This window comes from Pseudomonas sp. RW409 (assembly GCF_003184125.1).
Lineage (GTDB): Bacteria > Pseudomonadota > Gammaproteobacteria > Pseudomonadales > Pseudomonadaceae > Aquipseudomonas > Aquipseudomonas chlororaphis_I.
In genome coordinates this window covers 208,213-226,974 of sequence record NZ_QHHP01000034.1, presented here as the reverse complement: position 1 = coordinate 226,974, position 18,762 = coordinate 208,213, and the positions used below count along the sequence as shown (strand labels likewise).

The following is an 18,762-nucleotide window of genomic DNA, read 5'->3' as shown; positions in this document are numbered from 1 at the left end:
CATTCCGCTTAGACCGCACCCTGCCCCTCGGCCAGGAAGAACCAGGTTTCCAGTACGGAATCCGGGTTCAGCGAGACGCTTTCGATGCCCTGCTCCATCAGCCACTTGGCCAGGTCCGGGTGGTCGGACGGGCCCTGGCCGCAAATACCGATGTATTTGCCGGCCTTGTTGCAAGCGGCGATGGCGTTGGCCAGCAGCTTCTTGACCGCCGGATTACGCTCGTCGAACAGGTGCGCGATGATGCCCGAGTCGCGGTCCAGGCCCAGGGTCAGCTGGGTCAGGTCGTTGGAACCGATGGAGAAACCGTCGAAGAACTCGAGGAACTCTTCGGCCAGGATCGCGTTGGAAGGCAGCTCGCACATCATGATCACGCGCAGGCCGTTTTCACCGCGTTTGAGACCGTTTTCGGCCAGCAGATCCACCACCTGGCTGGCTTCGCCCAGGGTACGGACGAACGGCACCATGATCTCGACGTTGGTCAGGCCCATGTCGTTGCGCACGCGCTTGAGGGCGCGGCACTCGAGTTCGAAGCAGTCACGGAACGATTCGCTGATGTAACGCGAAGCACCGCGGAAGCCCAGCATCGGGTTTTCTTCTTCCGGCTCGTAGAGCTTGCCGCCGATCAGGTTGGCGTATTCGTTGGACTTGAAGTCCGACAGGCGCACGATGACCTTTTTCGGCCAGAACGCCGCGGCCAGGGTGCTGATGCCTTCGACCAGCTTGTCGACGTAGAAACCGACCGGTTCGTTGTAACCGGCGATGCGCTTGTCGACGCTTTCCTTGATTTCATGGGGCAGGCCGGCGTAGTTCAGCAGTGCCTTGGGGTGCACGCCGATCATGCGGTTGATGATGAACTCCAGGCGGGCCAGGCCGACACCGGCGTTCGGCAACTGGGCGAAGTCGAAGGCGCGGTCCGGGTTGCCGACGTTCATCATGATCTTGAACGGCAGCTCCGGCATGGCATCGACGGAGTTTTTCTTCACGTCGAAACCCAACTCGCCTTCGAAGATGAAACCGGTGTCGCCTTCAGCACAGGACACGGTCACGCCCTGGCCGTCTTTCAACAGTTCGGTGGCATTGCCGCAACCGACAACCGCTGGAATACCCAGCTCGCGCGCGATGATCGCGGCGTGGCAGGTACGGCCGCCACGGTTGGTGACAATGGCGCTGGCGCGCTTCATCACCGGTTCCCAGTCCGGGTCGGTCATGTCGGACACCAGCACGTCGCCGGCCTGGACCTTGTCCATCTCCGACACGTCCTTGATGATCCGCACCTTGCCGGCGCCGATGCGCTGGCCGATGGCGCGACCTTCCACCAGCACGGTGCCGGTTTCCTTCAACAGGTAACGCTCCATGACGTTGGCCTGGGTGCGGCTCTTCACGGTTTCCGGACGGGCCTGGACGATATACAGCTTGCCGTCATCGCCGTCTTTGGCCCACTCGATGTCCATCGGGCACTTGTAGTGCTTCTCGATGATCATCGCCTGCTTGGCCAGCTCGCTGACTTCGGCATCGGTCAGGCAGAAACGCGCGCGATCGGCCTTGTCGACGTCGACGGTCTTGACCGAGCGACCGGCCTTGGCTTCGTCGCCGTAGATCATCTTGATCGCCTTGCTGCCCAGGTTGCGGCGCAGGATGGCCGGGCGACCGGCTTGCAGGGTGCCCTTGTGGACGTAGAACTCATCCGGGTTCACCGCACCTTGAACGACGGTTTCACCCAGGCCGTAGGCGCCGGTGATGAACACCACGTCACGGAAGCCCGACTCGGTGTCGAGGGTGAACATCACGCCGGCGGTGCCGGTTTCCGAACGCACCATGCGCTGCACGCCGGCAGACAGGGCGACCAGCTTGTGGTCGAAGCCCTGGTGCACGCGGTAGGAAATGGCGCGGTCGTTGAACAGGGAAGCGAAGACTTCCTTGGCGGCGCGAATGACGTTCTCGACGCCACGGATATTAAGGAAGGTTTCCTGCTGGCCGGCGAAGGAAGCGTCCGGCAGGTCTTCGGCGGTGGCCGAGGAGCGCACGGCCACGGCCATGTCAGGGTTGCCCGCGGACAGCTTGGCGAACGCGGTGCGAATTTCGGTATTCAGTTGCTCGGGGAATTCGGCTTCCATGATCCATTGACGGATCTGGGCGCCAGTCTTGGCCAGGGCATTCACGTCATCGACGTCCAGGGCGTCGAGCGCGGCGTGGATCTGGTCGTTAAGACCGCTCAATTCGAGAAAATCACGATAGGCCTGGGCCGTCGTGGCAAAGCCTCCAGGGACCGATACACCGGCGCCTGCAAGGTTACTGATCATCTCGCCCAGGGATGCGTTCTTGCCCCCCACATGCTCTACATCATGGACGCCGAGCTTATCGAGGGAAACTACGTACTCTACCAAGGTGATCTCTCCACTAACTGTGTTGGAAAAGCTCAGAAGCCGGCTGCTCGGGGAGCGCTTGCCGGCTGTATGGCCTGGACCTGGAAAATAAGTGAGAATGCGGGCCATTGGAGGCCGGCAAATCGCGCCTATCATATCCAAGATTCGTCACTAGCTTAAGGCCCAAGGTGCAAATGAAACGATCTGCTTTCTTCATCTCCGACGGTACCGGCATCACCGCTGAAACCCTCGGCCAGAGCCTCCTGGCGCAGTTCGAAAACATTACCTTCAGCAAAATCACGCGGCCGTATATCGACAGCGTAGATAAAGCGCGGGCCATGGTACAACAAATCAACATTGCCGCCGAAAAGGACGGATTTCGTCCGATTATCTTCGACACCATCGTCAATCAGGACATCCGTGAGATCCTCGCGACGTCCAATGGTTTCATGATCGACATCTTCTCGACCTTCCTCGCCCCCCTGGAGCTGGAGTTGAGCGAGCACTCGTCGTACTCGGTCGGCAAGTCCCATTCCATTGGCGGCAACTCCAACTATATGGAGCGGATCGAGGCGGTGAACTTCGCCCTCGACAACGACGACGGCGCCCGTACCCACTACTACGACAAGGCCGACCTGATCCTGGTCGGCGTGTCGCGCTGCGGCAAGACCCCGACCTGCCTGTACATGGCCATGCAGTTCGGCATCCGTGCCGCCAACTACCCGCTGACCGAAGACGACATGGAACGCCTGCAGCTGCCGACCGCCCTGCGCGCCCACCAGCACAAGCTGTTCGGCCTGACCATCGATCCCGACCGGCTCACCGCCATCCGCAACGAGCGCAAACCCAACAGCCGTTATTCGAGCTACGCCCAGTGCGAGTTCGAAGTGCGCGAGGTGGAAAACCTGTTCCGCCGCGAGAACATTCCGCACATCAACTCCACGCATTTCTCGGTGGAAGAGATCTCGGCGAAGATCCTCGTGGAAAAAGGCGTCGAGCGGCGCTTCAAGTAGCGTTATCTGACCAATAGAAGGCTATCGCGAGCAAGCTCGCCCCTGCATGGCTTACAAGATCTTGTAGGAGCGAGCTTGTCGCGATCGGACCAACGGTCCGCCCGGCCTTCAGATCACCAACAGATCCACGAACCGGTGCACCGCCGTGGCTTCCAGCTGCGCCTGGTCCTTGCACAGGGCAAAGATCTGCGCCGAACGCTGAGCCGTGAAGCGGGTGGCCAGGTTGGCCTTGAACTTGTCTTCCAGCAGCGGAATGCCTTCGGCGCGACGCCGGCGATGGCCGATCGGGTATTCCACCACCACCTGCTCGGTGCTCGAGCCATCCTTGAAGAACACCTGTAGCGCATTGGCGATGGAGCGCTTGTCGGCCTCCAGGTACTCGCGGGTGTAGCGCGGTTCTTCGACTATCTGCATCTTCTCGCGCAACTGATCGATGATCGGGTGGGCGGCATGGAAGCCGTCTTCATAGTGCTCGGCCACCAGGTTGCCGAAGGCCAGCGGCACGGCGGTCATGTACTGGATGCAGTGGTCGCGGTCGGCGGCGTTGGCCAGCGGGCCGACCTTGGAAATGATGCGGATCGCCGATTCGTGGGTGGTGATGACAATCCTGTCGATCTCGTGCAGGCGATTGCGTACCAGCGGATGCAGGGTCACCGCCGCTTCACAGGCGGTCTGCGCATGGAACTCGGCCGGGAAGCTGATCTTGAACAGCACGTTTTCCATCACGTAACTGCCGTACTTCTGCGACAGGCTGAAACGGCGCTGGTCTTCGGGCTTGAGCGCCAGGTCCTTGTTGGTGTGGCTGAACAGCACGTCGTAGAAGCCCCACTGCGGCGCGCTCAGCACTCCCGGAATGCCCATCTCGCCGCGCAGGGCGATATCCGCCAGGCGCACACCACGACTCGTGGCGTCCCCCGCCGCCCAGGACTTGCGCGAACCGGCATTCGGCGCATGCCGATAAGTGCGCAGCGCCTGGCCATCGACAAAGGCATGGGACAGCGCCGCCAGCAGCTGTTCGCGGTTGGCGCCCATCAGTTTGGCGGTGACCGCGGTCGAGGCGACTTTCACCAGCAGCACATGGTCGAGGCCGACGCGGTTGAAGGAGTTCTCCAGGGCGATCACTCCCTGGATTTCATGGGCCATGATCATGGCCTCGAGCACCGCGCGCATGGTCAGCGGCGCCTCGCCATTGGCCACACGCTTTTGCGACAGGTGATCGGCCACGGCGAGGATGCCGCCGAGGTTGTCGGAAGGATGGCCCCACTCGGCGGCGAGCCAGGTGTCGTTGTAATCCAGCCAACGGACGATGCAGCCGATATCCCAGGCCGCCTTGACCGGGTCCAAGCGGAAACTGGTGCCCGGCACTCGCGCGCCAAAGGGTACGACCGTGCCCTCGACCATGGGCCCCAGGTGCTTGGTGCATTCGGGAAAGCGCAGGGCCAGCAGGCCGCAGCCAAGGGTGTCCATCAGGCAGTTGCGGGCGGTATCCAGAGCCTCGTGGGACTCGATCCGGTAGTTCAGAACGTAATCGGCAATGTCCTGCAGGACCTGGTCGTAATCGGGACGTTCGTTCAGATCAACGTTGGCGCTCATGGGCAGTTCACTCCATCAAGGGTTAGGTGTGGGTTGCATCCTCAAGGTCAGGCTGATCGGGGTTATTTTTTATAACCCCCATTGTAGGAGCGAGCTTGCTCGCGATGACGGATGGACTGTCGACATCGATGTCGAGCTTGGTATCGCTATCGCGAGCAAGCTCGCTCCTACAAGGGTGGTGTGTTTTTAGAAGGCATCGCCGGGCACACGCACCCAGCCTTCCATCAAGACCCGCGCGCTGCGGCTCATGATGGCCTTGGTCACGCTCCATTCGCCGTTGTCCTGCACGGCTTCGGCGCCGACCCGCAGGGTCCCCGACGGGTGGCCGAAACGCACCGCACTGCGCTCCCCGCCGCCGGCCGCCAGGTTGACCAGGGTGCCGGGGATCGCCGCCGCCGTACCGATGGCCACCGCGGCGGTACCCATCATCGCGTGGTGCAGCTTGCCCATGGACAGCGCGCGCACCAGCAGATCGATATCGGCAGCCTGCACCGCCTTGCCGCTGGACGCCTGGTAGTCCGCCGGCGGCGCGACAAAGGCGACCTTGGGTGTGTGCTGGCGCTTGGCCGCTTCGTCCAGGTGCTGGATCAGCCCCATGCGCAGCGCGCCGTGGGCGCGGATGGTCTCGAACATCGCCAGCGCCTTGGGGTCGCCGTTGATATCGCCCTGCAGCTCGGTGCCGCTGTAGCCGATGTCGCGGGCATTGATGAAGATGGTCGGGATCCCGGCATTGATCATGGTGGCCTTGAACGTCCCGACGCCCGGCACCTCCAGGTCGTCCACCAGGTTGCCGGTGGGGAACATCGAACCACCGGCGCCCTCTTCCTCGGCCGCCGGCTCCATGAATTCCAGCTGCACTTCGGCCGCCGGGAAGGTCACGCCATCCAGTTCGAAGTCGCCGGTTTCCTGCACCGCGCCGTTGGTCATCGGCACATGGGCGATGATGGTCTTGCCGATATTGGCCTGCCAGATGCGCACCACGGCCACGCCGTTCTGCGGGATGCGCTCGGCATCCACCAGGCCGCTGCTGATGGCGAAGGAACCGACCGCCGCCGACAGGTTGCCGCAGTTGCCGCTCCAGTCGACGAAAGGCTTGTCGATGGAGACCTGGCCGAACAGGTAATCCACGTCGTGGCCGGGCTTGATGCTTTTCGACAGGATCACCGTCTTGCTGGTGCTGGACGTGGCGCCGCCCATGCCGTCGATCTGCTTGTCGTACGGGTCGGGGCTGCCGATCACCCGCAACAGCAACGCATCGCGGGCCGCCCCCGGCAGTTGCGCCGCCTCGGGCAGGTCTTGCAGGCTGAAGAACACGCCCTTGCTGGTGCCGCCACGCATGTAGGTGGCGGGAATCTTGATTTGCGCTACGAAAGCCATGGATTTCGGTCCTGATAAAGACCGAGGGCGGCGCCTTGCGGCCCGCCCCCGGTACGTCACTTAACTGGCGACAGCCGATTCGAGGAAGTCCTGGGCAAAGCGCTGCAACACGCCGCCCGCTTCGTAGATCGACACCTCTTCGGCGGTGTCGAGACGGCAGGTCACCGGCACCTCGATGCGCTCGCCGTTCTTGCGCCGGATCACCAGGGTCAGGGTGGCGCGCGGCTTGCGCTCGCCCACCACATCGAAGGTTTCGGTACCGTCGATGCCCAGGGTCTTGCGGTCGGTGCCCGGCTTGAACTCCAGCGGCAGTACGCCCATACCCACCAGGTTGGTGCGGTGGATGCGCTCGAAGCCTTCGGCGGCGATGGCCTCCACCCCGGCCAGACGCACGCCCTTGGCCGCCCAGTCACGGGACGAACCCTGGCCGTAGTCGGCGCCGGCGATGATGATCAGCGGCTGCTTGCGCTGCATATAGGTTTCGATGGCTTCCCACATCCGGGTGACCTGGCCTTCCGGCTCGATCCGCGCCAGCGAACCCTGCTTGACCTTGCCGCCTTCCTGGACCATTTCGTTGAACAGTTTCGGGTTGGCGAAGGTCGCGCGTTGCGCAGTCAGATGGTCACCGCGGTGGGTCGCGTAAGAGTTGAAGTCCTCTTCCGGCAGGCCCATTTTCGCCAGGTACTCACCCGCCGCGCTGTCGAGCATGATGGCGTTGGACGGCGACAGGTGATCGGTGGTGATGTTGTCCGGCAACACCGCCAGCGGGCGCATGCCGGTCAGGCTGCGCGCCCCGGCCAGGGCGCCTTCCCAGTACGGCGGACGACGGATGTAGGTGCTCATTTCACGCCAGTCGTACAGCGGCTCGACCTTGGGCCCGGTGTCTTCGTGAATGGCGAACATCGGGATGTACACCTTGCGGAACTGCTCGGGTTTCACCGAAGCCTTGACCACCGCGTCGATCTCTTCGTCGCTCGGCCAGATGTCCTTGAGGCGGATTTCCTTGCCGTTGGCGTCCAGGCCCAGCACGTCCTTCTCGATGTCGAAGCGGATGGTCCCGGCAATCGCGTAAGCCACCACCAGCGGCGGCGACGCGAGGAACGCCTGCTTGGCATAGGGGTGGATGCGTCCGTCGAAGTTGCGGTTGCCCGACAGCACCGCGGTGGCGTACAGGTCGCGGTCGATGATTTCTTTCTGGATCACCGGGTCCAGCGCACCGGACATGCCGTTGCAGGTGGTGCAGGCAAAGGCCACGACGCCAAAGCCCAATTGCTCCAGTTCGTGGGTCAGGCCGGCTTCGTCCAGGTACATGGCCACGGTCTTGGAACCCGGTGCCAGCGACGACTTGACCCAGGGTTTGCGGGTCAGGCCGAGCTTGTTGGCGTTGCGTGCCAGCAGGCCGGCGGCGATCACGTTGCGCGGGTTGCTGGTGTTGGTGCAGCTGGTGATGGCCGCGATGATCACCGCGCCATCGGGCATTTGCCCCGGCACCTCTTCCCACTGGCCGGCGATGCCCTTGGCCGCCAGGTCGCTGGTCGCCACCCGGGCGTGGGGGTTGCTCGGGCCCGCCATGTTACGCACCACCGAGGACAGGTCGAACTGCAAGCCGCGCTCGTACTGCGCGCCTTTCAGGCTGTCGGCCCACAGGCCGGCCTGTTTGGCATAGGTCTCGACCAACTGCACTTGCTCGTCTTCACGGCCGGTGAGCTTGAGGTAGTCGATGGTCTGCTGGTCGATGTAGAACATCGCCGCGGTGGCACCGTATTCCGGGGCCATGTTGGAGATGGTCGCGCGGTCGCCCAGGGTCAGCGCCGCGGCGCCTGCGCCGAAGAACTCAAGGTAGGCGCCCACCACCTTCTGCTTGCGCAGGAACTCGGTCAGCGCCAGCACCATGTCGGTGGCGGTGATGCCCGGTTGCAGCTTGCCGGTCAGCTCGACACCGACGATTTCCGGCAGGCGCATCCAGGACGCCCGGCCGAGCATCACGCTTTCGGCTTCCAGGCCACCGACGCCGATGGCGATCACGCCCAGGGCATCTACGTGTGGAGTATGACTGTCGGTGCCGACGCAGGTATCGGGAAAGGCTACGCCATCGCGCGCCTGGATCACCGGCGACATTTTCTCCAGGTTGATCTGGTGCATGATGCCGTTGCCCGGCGGGATCACGTCGACGTTCTTGAAGGCTTTCTTGGTCCAGTTGATGAAGTGGAAACGGTCTTCGTTGCGCCGGTCTTCCACCGCGCGGTTCTTGGCGAACGCATCCGGGTCGAAGCCGCCGCACTCCACCGCCAGCGAGTGGTCGACGATCAACTGGGTCGGCACCACCGGGTTGACCTGGGCCGGGTCGCCACCCTGGTCGGCGATGGCGTCGCGCAGGCCGGCCAAATCCACCAGGGCGGTCTGGCCGAGAATGTCGTGGCACACCACACGGGCCGGAAACCACGGGAAGTCGAGGTCGCGCTTGCGTTCGATCAATTGCTTCAGGGAATCGGTAAGGGTCGCCGGATCGCAACGACGCACCAGGTTTTCCGCGAGCACGCGCGAGGTGTACGGCAGGCTGTCGTAGGCGCCGGGCTGGATCGCCTCGACGGCCGCGCGGGTGTCGAAGTAATCCAGTCGGGTACCGGGTAACGCTTTACGAAATTCAGTGTTCATCGTCAGGACTCGGTCACGGTGATTGCAAAAGGTGGTGCTGCTGAAATCGCTCCCTGTAGGAGCGAAGCTTGCTCGCGATAGCGGTGTAACGGCCAACATCGATGTTGAATGTCAGTCCGTCTTCGCGGGCAAGCCTCGCTCCTGCAGGGCTCTGGTTTTTTAAGCAGCCACCATTCAGCGACGTTCGATTGGCACGAACTTGCGCTGCTCGACGCCGACGTACTCGGCGCTTGGACGAATGATGCGGTTGTTGGCGCGCTGTTCGAACACGTGGGCCGCCCAGCCAGTCAGGCGCGAGCAGACGAAGATCGGGGTGAACAGCTTGGTCGGGATGCCCATGAAGTGGTACGCCGAGGCATGGTAGAAGTCGGCGTTGGGGAACAGCTTCTTCTGCTCCCACATGGTCTTGTCGATGGCTTCGGAAACCGGGAACAACACCTTATCGCCCACTTCGTCAGCGAGCTTTTTCGACCAGCCCTTGATCACCTCGTTGCGCGGGTCGTTGTCTTTATAGATCGCGTGGCCAAAGCCCATGATCTTGTCCTTGCGCTCGAGCATGCCGAGGGTGCCCTTGATCGCCTCTTCCGGCGAAGCAAAGCGCTCGATCATCTCCATCGCCGCCTCATTGGCGCCGCCATGCAGCGGGCCGCGCAGCGAACCGATGGCCGCAGTAACGCAGGAGTACAGGTCGGACAGGGTCGAGGCACAGACCCGGGCGGTGAAGGTCGAGGCGTTGAATTCGTGCTCGGCGTAGAGGATCAGCGACACGTTCATCACCTTGACGTGCAGCTCGCTCGGTTTCTTGTCGTGCAGCAGGTGCAGGAAGTGGCTGCCGATGCACGGCTCGTCGGTCACGCAATCGATGCGCTTGCCGTCGTGGCTGAAGCGGTACCAGTAGCACATGATCGCCGGGAACGCGGCCAGCAGGCGGTCGGTGACGTCACGCTGTTGGGAGAAGTCCTGTTCCGGCTCGATATTGCCGAGGAACGAACAGCCGGTGCGCATCACATCCATCGGATGGGCGTCGGCCGGAATGCGTTCCAGCACTTCTTTCAGCGCCTGCGGCAGGTCGCGCAGCTTGCTCAGCTTCTGGGCGTAGGCGTCCAGTTGCGCCTGGGTCGGCAGCTCGCCGTACAGCAGCAGGTAGGCCACTTCCTCGAACTGCGCGTCGGCCGCCAGTTCGCGGACGTCGTAACCCCGGTAGGTCAGCCCGGCACCGGCCTGGCCCACGGTCGACAGGGCAGTCTGTCCAGCCACCTGGCCACGCAGGCCAGCGCCACTCAATACTTTTGCTTCGGCCATTGCTCTCTCCAATCTTGAATTTGTTAGGGAATCGGCAACTTCATGGGTCGGGGCTCACCCCGATACCGCAGGAACGAAGCGGCTCGCGATGCCGATCGGTACACCCCGGTGTATCAGGGGCTGTGCGTTATCGTTAACGTCCATCGCGGGCAAGCCTCGCTCCTACAAAGGTTGGTTCAGCTTTTCTTCTGGGCGAACAGCGCATCGAGCTTCTGCTCGAAGGTGTGGTAGTCGATGCGGTCGTACAACTCCATGCGGGTCTGCATGGTGTCGATCACGTTCTGCTGGGTACCGTCGCGACGGATCGCGGTGTAGACGTTTTCCGCCGCCTTGTTCATGGCACGGAACGCCGACAGCGGGTACAGCACCAGGGAAACATCCACGGATTTCAGTTGTTCGGTGGTGTACAGCGGCGTGGCGCCGAACTCGGTGATGTTGGCCAGGATCGGCGCTTTCACCCGGCTGGCGAAGATCTTGTACATCTCCAGCTCAGTGATGGCTTCCGGGAACACCATGTCGGCGCCGGCCTCGATGCAGGCGGCGGCGCGATCCAGGGCCGACTCCAGCCCCTCCACCGCCAGGGCGTCGGTACGGGCCATGATCACGAAGCTGTCGTCGGTGCGGGCATCCACCGCGGCCTTGATACGGTCGACCATTTCCTGCTGGGAGACGATCTCTTTGTTCGGCCGATGGCCGCAGCGCTTGGCGCCGACCTGGTCCTCGATGTGAATCGCCGCCGCGCCGAACTTGATCATCGACTTGACGGTGCGCGCCACGTTGAACGCCGACGAACCGAAACCGGTGTCCACGTCCACCAGCAGCGGCAGGTCGCAGACGTCGGTGATGCGGCGCACGTCGGTCAGCACGTCGTCGAGCCCGGTGATGCCCAGGTCCGGCACGCCGAGGGAGCCGGCCGCCACCCCGCCACCGGACAGGTAGATCGCCTTGAACCCGGCGCGCTTGGCCAGCAGCGCATGGTTGGCATTGATGGCGCCGACCACCTGCAACGGTCGTTCGCTGGCGACCGCATCGCGAAAGCGCTGGCCTGGAGTGCTCTTGTTATTGGAACTCATGACTCACCTCGTGGAGTGGCTGTCTGCTTGGCGCCGTCCTGGTAATGACGGGCAATGTTGCGTTTGGAAGCGCCGATGTGACGGCGCATCAACAACTCGGCCAGTTCGCCGTCGCGATCGGCAATGGCATCGAGAATCCGGTGGTGCTCGGCGAACGCCTGGTGCGGGCGGTTGGGCGTGGCGGAAAACTGGATGCGGTACATGCGCACCAGCTGGTACAGCTCGCCGCAGAGCATCTGCGTGAGGGTGCGGTTGCCCGCGCCCTGGATGATCCGGTAGTGGAAGTCGAAATCGCCTTCCTGCTGGTAGTAGCCGACCCCGGCCTGGAACGCCGCGTCGCGCTCGTGGGTATCGAGGACTCGGCGCAGCTCGTCGATTTCCTCGTTGGTCATGCGCTCGGCGGCCAGGCGGCAGGCCATGCCTTCCAGGGACTCGCGGATTTCATAAAGCTCGATCAGCTCGGCATGGCTCAGGGACACCACCCGCGCCCCGACATGGGGCACCCGCACCAGCAGACGCTGGCCTTCCAGGCGGTGGATCGCCTCGCGCAGCGGGCCGCGGCTGATGCCATAGGTGCGCGCCAGTTCCGGCTCGGAAATCTTGCTGCCCGGGGCGATCTCGCCCTTGACGATGGCCGCCTGAATGCGCCTGAAGACGTTTTCGGACAAGGTTTCCGAATCGTCCTGCGTCACGGCGGGGGGATCGAGCTGATCCAACATATTGTCGACACCTTGAAAATCAATGCGACAAAAACTAGCCAATACAAGCCAACCAGTCAAAGGAAAAATAGATATTGTCGACAATCGTCTAATAACCCTTTGCACCAAACCGGCACAAAAGCCCCCGCCCCGCCGCTGGCGCCATAAAACCAGCATGCTAGAATGCCGCCCGCATTTGCCTGTCACATTAATAAGGCAGCACACGAGGGAGCTTGCGCAGCAATGCCAGTCGCCTTGAACTGAAGAACCCATGCAACGCACCAGGATCTATGAGACTCAAGGCCTTCTCCATACTGTTCTGCCTGCTCGGCCTGCCGGGCCTGAGTGCCGCCGCCGGCAAGACCGTTTACGGTCTGAATGAATACGCCAGACTGTCCGGGATCGACCTGGAAGTCGCCGCCAAGCTCGACACCGGCGCCAAGACCGCCTCCCTCAGCGCCCGCGATATCAAGCGTTTCAAGCGCAATGGCGAGTCCTGGGTACGCTTCTATCTGGCCATCGACGCCGCCCATTCCCACCCCATCGAACGTCCGCTGGCCCGCGTCAGCAAGATCAAGCGCCGCGCCGGCGACTACGACCCCGATGAGGAAAACAACAAGAAGTACACCGCGCGCCCGGTCATCGAGCTGGATATCTGCATGGGCACAGCCCTGCGCAGCATAGAAGTGAACTTGACCGACCGCAGTGCATTCCAATACCCGCTCTTGATCGGCTCCGAAGCGCTCAAGCGCTTCGATGCACTGGTCGACCCCAGTCTTAAATACGCTGCTGGCAAACCTGCCTGCGCCACCGACGCTCATACCGCAGAGTAATTCCAATGCGCTCTCTTACCCTCCATCTGAAAATCCTGATCGCCATCCTGGTGGTGCTGGGCATCTCGATCACGGCCTATCAGATTTTCGTGCTCGGCATCCCGGTGACCGAAGACGCCACCGACGACCTGTGGAACATCGACGCCAAGGTCGAATTCGTCGCCAACGCCAAGGACCCGATCAAGATCCAGATGTTCGTGCCGCCCCTGAGCCGCGACTACGTCAGCCTGAACGAGAGCTTCATTTCCAATAACTACGGGGTGGCGGTGAACCGCGTCGACGGCAACCGCAAGGTCACCTGGTCGGCACGCCGCGCCAAGGGCAACCAGACCCTCTACTACCGCCTGGTCCTGACCAAGCGCTACACCGCGGAAAAAGCCAAGATCAAGGGCCCGACCTTCCGCGACAGCATCGCCGTCGAAGGCCCGGAAAAGATCGCCGCCGAAGCCCTGCTCGCGCCGATCCGCCAGCACTCGGCCGACGTCGAGACCTTCATCAGCGAAGCCATCAAGCGGGTCAACAACAGCAGCGACGACAACGCCAAGATGCTCCTGGCGGGTGATCCGTCGCCGGCGAACAAGGCCAAGATCGTCGACCTGCTGCTGTCCATCGCCCACGTGCCGATGGAAAAGGTCCACACCATCCGCCTGGTGGCTGACCAGCCGCAGGCTCCGGAACTGTGGCTGCGCAGCTTCAACGGTACCGACTGGCTGTACTTCAACCCGGAAACCGGCGAACAGGGCCTGCCCAGCGACCGCCTGTTGTGGTGGATCGGTGACGACAGCCTGATCACCGTCGATGGCGGCAAGAAAGCCACCGTCACCTTCAGCCTGAACAACAGCGAAATGAACGCCATTCGCCTGGCCAAGCTGACCGACGAGAACACCGACGCCAACTTCCTCGAATACTCGCTGTACGGCCTGCCGCTGCAGACCCAGCAGACCTTCATGATCATGGTGATGATCCCGATCGGCGTGCTGGTGATCCTGGTGCTGCGCAACCTGATCGGCCTGCAGACCCTGGGTACCTTCACCCCGGTGCTGATCGCCCTGGCCTTCCGCGAAACCCAGCTGGGCTTCGGCATCGTGCTGTTCACCGTAATCACCGCGCTCGGGCTGTCGCTCAGGTCCTACCTGGAACACCTGAAGCTGCAGATGCTGCCGCGGCTGTCGGTGGTGCTGACCTTCGTCGTGGTGCTGATCGCCGCCATCAGCCTGTTCAGCCACAAGCTCGGCCTGGAACGCGGCCTGTCGGTCGCCCTGTTCCCGATGGTGATCCTGACCATGACCATCGAACGCCTGTCGATCACCTGGGAAGAACGTGGCGCCGGCCACGCGATGAAAGTCGCCATCGGCACGCTGTTCGCCGCCTCCCTGGCCCACCTGATCATGAGCGTGCCGGAGCTGATCTACTTCGTCTTCACCTTCCCGGCGATGCTGCTGATCCTGGTGGGCTTCATGCTGGCGATGGGTCGCTACCGCGGCTACCGCCTGACCGAGCTGATCCGTTTCAAAGCCTTCGTCAAGGCTGATTCGTAATGTTCGGCCTGTGGAAGACCTGGAAGGCCCTGGAAGCCCGGGGCATCATGGGGATCAATCGGCGTAACGCGGACTACGTGCTCAAGTACAACAAGCGCAGCCTGTACCCGATCGTCGACGACAAGATCATCACCAAGGAACGCGCGATCAAGGCCGGCATCCATGTGCCGGAACTGTATGGCGTGATCTCCACCGAGAAGGAAATCGACAAGCTCGGCGAGATCATCGGCGGGCGCAACGACTTCGTGATCAAGCCGGCGCAAGGCGCCGGCGGCGACGGCATCATCGTGATCGCCGACCGTTTCGAGGGTCGCTACCGCACGGTGTCGGGCAAGATCATCAGTCATGAAGAAATCGAGCACCACATCTCCAGCATCCTCACCGGCCTCTATTCCCTGGGCGGCCACCGTGACCGGGCGCTGATCGAATACCGGGTGACCCCGGACCAGATCTTCAAGAGCATCAGCTACGAAGGCGTGCCGGACATCCGCATCATCGTGCTCATGGGCTACCCGGTGATGGCCATGCTGCGCCTGCCGACCCGCCAGTCCGGCGGCAAGGCCAACCTGCACCAGGGCGCCATCGGCGTCGGTGTCGACCTGGCTACCGGCCTGACCCTGCGCGGTACCTGGCTGAACAACATCATCGCCAAGCACCCGGACACCACCAACGCGGTGGACGGCGTGCAGCTGCCCTACTGGGACGGCTTCATGAAGCTGGCGGCCGGCTGCTACGAGCTGTGCGGCCTGGGCTACATCGGGGTCGACATGGTGCTGGACCAGGAAAAGGGCCCGCTGATCCTCGAGCTCAACGCCCGCCCCGGCCTGAACATCCAGATCGCCAACGACTGCGGCCTGACCCAGCGCACCCACGCGGTCGAAGCGCACCTGGCAGAGCTGAAAGCCCGCGGCATCAGCGAAACCGTCGAGCAGCGCGTGCAGTTTGCCCAGGATCTGTTCGGCCATATCCCGGCGGTGGAAGGCTGATCCACGGCATTGACCTGTAGCCGCTGCCGCAGGCTGCGATCGGCCGGCACGGCCGTGGCGTCCTTATGGGCGCTGGAAGACCTTCGGTCTTATCGCAGCCTGCGGCAGCGGCTACAGTGCGATGCGTCGTAAACCGGGCAATCCCCGACATCCCCACTAGGAGCAAATCCTTGAGGGGACTACAATCGCCAGCCGCGCTCCTCCGATGGCTGATCCGCCCCGCATGTCGACCTGCTCCGTACACCCGCTGCCCTATCGCCCCAACCCCGCCGAGTATTTCGCGGCGATCCGTCATGCCCCTGGCGCCGTCCTGCTCGACAGCGGCCGGCCCAGTGCCGAGCGCGGCCGCTATGACCTGCTCAGCGCCTGGCCACGGGCCCAGCTGGCCGTCCTCAAGGACGAAAGCGGCGAAGACTTCCTGCAACGCCTGCGGCTCAATCTGGATCAGCTGGGCCAGGCGGCGATCCCCGCGCCTTACCAGCTGCCTTTTGCCGGCGGGCTGATCGGCTACCTGAGCTACGACTTCGGACGCCACCTGGAACGCCTGCCCAGCCAGGCCCTGGATGACCTGCAACTGCCCGATGCGCGCTTCGGCCTCTACGACTGGGCGCTGATCAGCGACCATCAGCAGTGCACCAGCCAACTGGTGTTCCACCCGGCCGTCGTCGCCGCCGAACGCCAGCGCCTGATCGCCCTGTTCAGCCAGGTGCCGGCCAGCACCGACGGCAGCTTCAAACTCAGCGGGCCGATGCGCCCCGACCTCAGCGCCGCGCAGTATCAACAGGCGTTCGAGCGTATCCAGGCGTACATCCAGGCCGGCGACTGCTATCAGGTCAACTTCGCCCAACGCTTTCGCGCGCCCTGCGTCGGCGATCCGTGGGCTGCCTACTGCGCGCTGCGCGCGGCCTGCCCGACGCCTTTTTCCGGGTTCCAGAGCCTGCCGGAAGGTGGCGCGGTGCTGAGCCTGTCGCCGGAGCGCTTCGTGCGGATCAGTGAGCGCCAGGTGGAAACCCGGCCGATCAAGGGCACCCGCCCACGCAGCCAGGATGCCGCCGAAGACGCGGCGAACGCCGCCGAGCTGCTGGCCAGCCCCAAGGACCGCGCGGAAAACCTGATGATCGTCGACCTGCTGCGCAACGACCTGGGCCGCACCTGCCGCATCGGCTCGGTGCGGGTGCCGGAGCTGTTCAGCCTGGAAAGCTACCCGAATGTGCATCACCTGGTGAGTAGCGTCACCGGCGAGCTGGCGGACGACAAGGACGCACTGGACCTGATCGCCGGCAGCTTCCCTGGCGGCTCGATCACCGGCGCGCCGAAGATCCGCGCCATGCAGATCATCGACGAGCTGGAGCCGACCCGGCGCGGGCTGTATTGCGGTTCGTTGCTGTACCTGGATGTGCGGGGCGAGATGGACAGCTCGATCGCCATCCGCAGCCTGCTGGTCAAGGACGGGCAGGTCTGCTGCTGGGGCGGTGGCGGGATTGTCGCGGACTCGGACTGGCAGGCCGAGTATCAGGAGTCCATCACCAAGGTGAAGGTGCTGCTGGAGACCTTGCAGAGCCTCTGATCTGTAGCCGCTGCCGCAGGCTGCGATAGGGCCGCAGGCCCTTCAGCGTTGGGGAGGACGCCGCGGCCGTACCGGCCGATCGCAGCCTTCGGCAGCGGCTACAGGTACAGCATTACAAGCTCAACTCGCGGTTCGATGCCTTGAGGAACTCCTGCTTCAGCTCGGCAAAGCTGTGCACCGCCGGGAACTGCGGGAACTCGCGAATCACGTTGTCCGGGGCATGGAACAGAATCCCGGCATCGGCCTCGCCGAGCATACTGGTGTCGTTGTACGAATCCCCCGCCGCGATCACCCGGTAGTACAGGCTCTTGAAGGCCAGCACTGACTGGCGCTTGGGGTCTTTCTGGCGCAGCTGGTAACCGGTCACCCGGCCGCTGTCGTCGGTGACCAGGCGATGGCACAGCAGCGTGGGGAAGCCCAGCTGGCGCATCAGCGGCTGGGAAAACTCATAGAAGGTGTCGGACAGAATCACCACCTGGAAACGCTCGCGCAGCCAGTCGACGAACTCGATGGCGCCGTCCAGCGGCTTGAGGGTGGCGATCACTTCCTGAATGTCCGAGAGCTTCAGGCCGTGCTCGTCGAGAATCCGCAGGCGCTGTTTCATCAACACATCGTAATCGGGGATATCCCGGGTGGTCGCCTTGAGGGATTCAATCCCGGTTTTTTCGGCAAAGGCGATCCAGATTTCCGGGACCAGTACACCTTCCAGGTCGAGACAGGCAATTTCCACGAGACACTCCCATTTGTATTGGTTATTCGAGCGAGCAAAAGGACTGCCGAACTCTAGCGATTCGCCCCAGCCCACGCAACGCAAGGAGCGCGCCAGCCGGGGGCGGATTTTGTTACCATCGCCAGTATCTAGAGCGCTCAGCGCCACCGACCTGTAGGAAACCGCCCTGATGAGCCCATCGTTCAATGTCGCTGAACTCGCCGCGACCTATGCCCAAAAATCCGCCCAGGACATTCTCAAGCTGGCCTTTGCCGAGTTTGGCGATGACCTGTGGATCTCTTTCAGTGGTGCCGAGGATGTGGTGCTGGTGGACATGGCCTGGAAGCTGAACAAGAACGTCAAGGTCTTCAGCCTCGACACCGGTCGCCTGCACCCGGAAACCTATCGTTTCATCGAGCAGGTACGCGAGCACTACAAGATCGACATCGAAGTGGTTTCGCCGGACCACGCCAAGCTCGATCCTTTCGTCAAGGAGAAAGGCCTGTTCAGCTTCTACAAGGACGGCCACGGCGAGTGCTGCGGCATCCGCAAGATCGAACCGCTGCGCCGCAAGCTGTCCACCGTCAGCGCCTGGGCCACCGGCCAGCGTCGCGACCAGAGCCCGGGCACCCGCAGCCAGGTGGCGGTACTGGAGATCGATAGCGCCTTCTCCACCCCGGAACGCACCCTGTACAAGTTCAACCCGCTGGCGCAGATGACCAGCGAAGAGATCTGGGGTTACATCCGCATGCTCGAACTGCCGTACAACAGCCTGCACGAGCGTGGCTTCATCAGCATCGGCTGCGAGCCTTGCACCCGCCCAGTGCTGCCGAACCAGCACGAGCGCGAAGGCCGCTGGTGGTGGGAAGAAGCCACGCAGAAGGAATGCGGCCTGCACGCCGGCAATATCATCAGCAAGGGCTAAAGCCCCCGATTCCTCTTTCCTCTGGTCTGTCGGAGTGAAGCCTGCTCGCGAAGCGGTGTGCCAGGTACGCCGTCTCGCGAGCAAGCTTCGCTCCTACAGAAGCCCTCCTCCCGGCAAAAATCTTGTACAC

14 protein-coding genes are annotated in these 18,762 nt (G+C 63.1%); 6 read left to right on the top strand and 8 right to left on the bottom strand.

Annotated features, from left to right (window positions below; translation table 11 throughout):
- Positions 1-8: 8 nt before the first annotated feature.
- A complete protein-coding gene (ppsA, locus tag DK261_RS17265; RefSeq protein ID WP_009047902.1) occupies positions 9-2,384 on the bottom strand; it encodes a phosphoenolpyruvate synthase in 2,376 nt (791 codons plus the stop codon).
- Between the two features lie 173 nt (positions 2,385-2,557).
- Between ppsA and DK261_RS17260 the strand changes: the two genes are divergently transcribed.
- Positions 2,558-3,376 carry a pyruvate, water dikinase regulatory protein gene (locus tag DK261_RS17260; RefSeq protein ID WP_007927505.1) on the top strand — a complete coding sequence of 273 codons (819 nt, stop codon included), beginning with the start codon at positions 2,558-2,560 and terminating at the stop codon, positions 3,374-3,376.
- A 108-nt stretch (positions 3,377-3,484) separates the two neighbouring features.
- Here DK261_RS17260 and prpD read toward each other — a convergent pair whose 3' ends face one another.
- From prpD to DK261_RS17230, 6 genes are all read right to left on the bottom strand, one after another.
- Positions 3,485-4,969 carry a 2-methylcitrate dehydratase gene (prpD, locus tag DK261_RS17255; RefSeq protein ID WP_101282039.1) on the bottom strand — a complete coding sequence of 495 codons (1,485 nt, stop codon included), beginning with the start codon at positions 4,967-4,969 and terminating at the stop codon, positions 3,485-3,487.
- Between the two features lie 186 nt (positions 4,970-5,155).
- Positions 5,156-6,346: a 2-methylaconitate cis-trans isomerase PrpF gene (gene prpF / locus DK261_RS17250; RefSeq protein ID WP_110176055.1), complete on the bottom strand. Its 1,191-nt coding sequence runs from the start codon at positions 6,344-6,346 to the stop codon at positions 5,156-5,158.
- A gap of 60 nt (positions 6,347-6,406) precedes the next feature.
- Positions 6,407-9,001 carry a Fe/S-dependent 2-methylisocitrate dehydratase AcnD gene (acnD, locus tag DK261_RS17245; protein ID WP_110176054.1) on the bottom strand — a complete coding sequence of 865 codons (2,595 nt, stop codon included), beginning with the start codon at positions 8,999-9,001 and terminating at the stop codon, positions 6,407-6,409.
- 174 nt (positions 9,002-9,175) lie between these two features.
- Positions 9,176-10,303, bottom strand: a complete 1,128-nt coding sequence (prpC, locus tag DK261_RS17240; protein WP_025804288.1) for a 2-methylcitrate synthase — start codon at positions 10,301-10,303, stop codon at positions 9,176-9,178.
- 176 nt (positions 10,304-10,479) lie between these two features.
- Positions 10,480-11,376, bottom strand: a complete 897-nt coding sequence (prpB, locus tag DK261_RS17235; protein ID WP_007930643.1) for a methylisocitrate lyase — start codon at positions 11,374-11,376, stop codon at positions 10,480-10,482.
- Positions 11,373-12,095, bottom strand: coding sequence for a GntR family transcriptional regulator (locus DK261_RS17230; RefSeq protein WP_009047896.1), 723 nt, complete (start codon positions 12,093-12,095; stop codon positions 11,373-11,375). Before DK261_RS17230 ends, prpB begins: the two co-directional genes overlap by 4 nt.
- 269 nt (positions 12,096-12,364) lie before the next feature.
- On the opposite strand from DK261_RS17230, the gene DK261_RS17225 reads away from it, so the two are divergent.
- From DK261_RS17225 to pabB, 4 genes are all read left to right on the top strand, one after another.
- Entirely contained in the window at positions 12,365-12,907 is a 543-nt protein-coding gene (locus tag DK261_RS17225) for an ATP-dependent zinc protease (RefSeq protein WP_009047895.1), read from the top strand.
- Positions 12,908-12,912: 5 nt separating this feature from the next.
- Positions 12,913-14,445 (top strand): inactive transglutaminase family protein, encoded by a 1,533-nt coding sequence (locus DK261_RS17220; protein WP_009047894.1) that lies wholly within the window; start codon positions 12,913-12,915, stop codon positions 14,443-14,445.
- Positions 14,445-15,431: an alpha-L-glutamate ligase-like protein gene (locus DK261_RS17215; RefSeq protein ID WP_009047893.1), complete on the top strand. Its 987-nt coding sequence runs from the start codon at positions 14,445-14,447 to the stop codon at positions 15,429-15,431. The genes DK261_RS17220 and DK261_RS17215 overlap by 1 nt, the downstream gene beginning before the upstream one ends.
- Positions 15,432-15,654: 223 nt before the next feature.
- Positions 15,655-16,998: an aminodeoxychorismate synthase component I gene (gene pabB, locus DK261_RS17210; protein ID WP_110176104.1), complete on the top strand. Its 1,344-nt coding sequence runs from the start codon at positions 15,655-15,657 to the stop codon at positions 16,996-16,998.
- Between the two features lie 112 nt (positions 16,999-17,110).
- On the opposite strand, the gene thrH is transcribed toward pabB, so the two are convergent.
- Positions 17,111-17,728 carry a bifunctional phosphoserine phosphatase/homoserine phosphotransferase ThrH gene (thrH, locus tag DK261_RS17205; protein WP_009047891.1) on the bottom strand — a complete coding sequence of 206 codons (618 nt, stop codon included), beginning with the start codon at positions 17,726-17,728 and terminating at the stop codon, positions 17,111-17,113.
- Positions 17,729-17,897: 169 nt separating this feature from the next.
- Here thrH and DK261_RS17200 point away from each other — a divergent pair, with 169 nt between their 5' ends.
- Entirely contained in the window at positions 17,898-18,632 is a 735-nt protein-coding gene (locus DK261_RS17200; RefSeq protein ID WP_016704990.1) for a phosphoadenylyl-sulfate reductase, read from the top strand.
- Positions 18,633-18,762 lie beyond the last annotated feature (130 nt).